The following is a 1,880-nucleotide window of genomic DNA, read 5'->3' on the forward strand; positions in this document are numbered from 1 at the left end:
GAGACAGGTCGGGGAGGGGGTGGGCCTCGTCGAGCATCGGCTCGAGGAGATCGCCGTCCTCGCCGATGCGTGCCAGCACGTCGTCGATGTCGAACTGCAGGGGCAGCCGCTTCTTCGCCGCCGACCGCGCGCCGTGCTCGACCTCGTCCCAGGTGACCGGCGTCGACACCGTCGGGCGCGCCCGGCCGCGGACGGAGTACGGCGCGACCGTCGTCTTGGCGGCGTTGTTCTGCGACCAGTCGATGAAGACCTTGCCGCCGCGTGCGGCCCGTTCCATCCGCGAGATGATCAGCTTCGGGTGCTCGCGCTCCAGCCGCTGCGCCAGCCCGCGGGCGTACGCGCTGACCTCGTCGTCGGTCGCCGAGCCGTCGAGCGGCACGTACATCTGCATCCCCTTCGATCCGCTGGTCTTGGGGTACGACGGCAGGCCGGCCTCGTCGAACAGCTCGCCGAGGAGCAGCGCGACCTGGCAGCACTGGATGACGTTGGCCGGCTCGCCGGGGTCGAGGTCGACGACCAGCCGGTCCGGGTTGGTCGCCGCTCCGTCGGCGTCGACGGTCCACTGCGGCACGTGCAGCTCGAGCACGGCGAGGTTGGCCAGCCACACGATCGTCGGGAGGTCGTCGGCCATGACGTAGACGACGGTCTCGCGGTCCTTCGTGCTCCCGGGCGACGGCAGTTCGGCGGTCCGCACCCAGTCGGGCGTGCCGCGCGGCGCGTTCTTCTCGAAGAAGTTCGCCTCGTCGACGCCGTTGGGCCAGCGCTTGCGGGTGACCGGGCGGTCGCGCAGGTGCGGTAGCAGCACGGACGCCGCATGCGTGTAGTACTGGATGATCTCGCCCTTGGTCGTGCCGGTCTCCGGGTAGAGCACCTTCTCGAGGTTGCTCAGGCCCAGGGTCCGGCCCTCGACGTCGACGTTGACCTTGCTCGGCATGCCTTGCAGTCTTGCCGACGCGGGGTACGTTCGCCAGCATGCTCGACGACATCCGCGCGGCGCTCGGCCGCCACCAGCCCGGACACGCCGGCGCGGCAGTCGTGCCGCTCGGTGCCGGTCTGGACAACGTCGCCTACGAGATCGGTGGCGAGCTGGTGCTGCGCCGGTCCCGCGCCGGCGACCCGGGCGAGCGGCTCGCGGCGGCCCGGCGCGAGGCGGCGCTGCTGACGGCGGTCGCCGCGGTGTCCAGCCTGCCGGTGCCGGAGCCGGTGTTCGTCGACGAGCCGACCGCGATCCTCGCGTACCACCGGCTGCCCGGCGCGCCGCTGCATCTGAACCCCATCGCGGAGCCGGTTGCGCTGGCCGCGCCGCTGGCGGAGTTCCTGTCCGGTCTCCATACGGCGCTCGACGACGGCGACAGCCCACTGTCCGCGCTGGTCGAGGTCGACGACACCCCGGGCGACGAGTGGCTGGCCGACGCGAAGGCGTCGTACGAGACCGCGGCCGCGGTCATCGCGCCGGCGGACCGACGCCGGGTCGAGGCGTTCCTCGCCGCGCCGCCGCCGCGACCGCCGCGACGGCTGGCGTTCTGCCACAACGACCTCGGCGCGGAGCACGTGCTGGTCGACGGCGCCTCGATCAGCGGCATCATCGACTGGACCGACGCGGCGATCGCCGATCCCGCCGTCGACCTCGCCCGCCTGTACCGCGACCTCGGCCCGGACGTCGCCGAGCGGATCGTCGCGCAGTACGGCGGCGACCCGGACGCCGTCGGTCGCGAGCGGATCGCGTTCTACGCGCGGTGCGCGCTGCTGGACGACATCGCCTACGGCGTCGAGTCCGGCGCCGACGAGTACGCGCGGCTGGGGCTGGCCCACCTGGACCGGACGTTCGGCTGACCCTCAGGGAGCTGGCGTCTCCTCCGGCGTGGGGGTGGGCGTGGGGG

At 73.0% G+C, this 1,880-nt stretch carries 2 protein-coding genes; one reads left to right on the forward strand and one right to left on the reverse strand.

Going from position 1 to position 1,880, the window contains the following annotated elements; genetic code table 11:
• A partial coding sequence (gene ligD / locus E1262_RS30000) for a non-homologous end-joining DNA ligase (RefSeq protein ID WP_132108007.1) occupies window positions 1-934 on the reverse strand: 934 nt, incomplete at its 3' end.
• Window positions 935-972: 38 nt separating this feature from the next.
• Between ligD and E1262_RS30005 the strand changes: the two genes are divergently transcribed.
• Complete coding sequence (locus tag E1262_RS30005; RefSeq protein WP_132108008.1) at window positions 973-1,833, forward strand: phosphotransferase family protein; 861 nt, start codon at window positions 973-975, stop codon at window positions 1,831-1,833.
• The last annotated feature ends 47 nt before the right edge of the window (window positions 1,834-1,880 follow it).

The organism is Jiangella aurantiaca, from assembly GCF_004349105.1.
In the GTDB taxonomy this organism is placed as follows: Bacteria; Actinomycetota; Actinomycetes; order Jiangellales; family Jiangellaceae; genus Jiangella; species Jiangella aurantiaca.

Coding starts and splice junctions, on each gene's coding strand:
- E1262_RS30005 (WP_132108008.1), top strand. CDS start 973: ATGCTCGACGACATCCGCGCGGCGCTCGGCCGCCACCAGCCCGGACAC.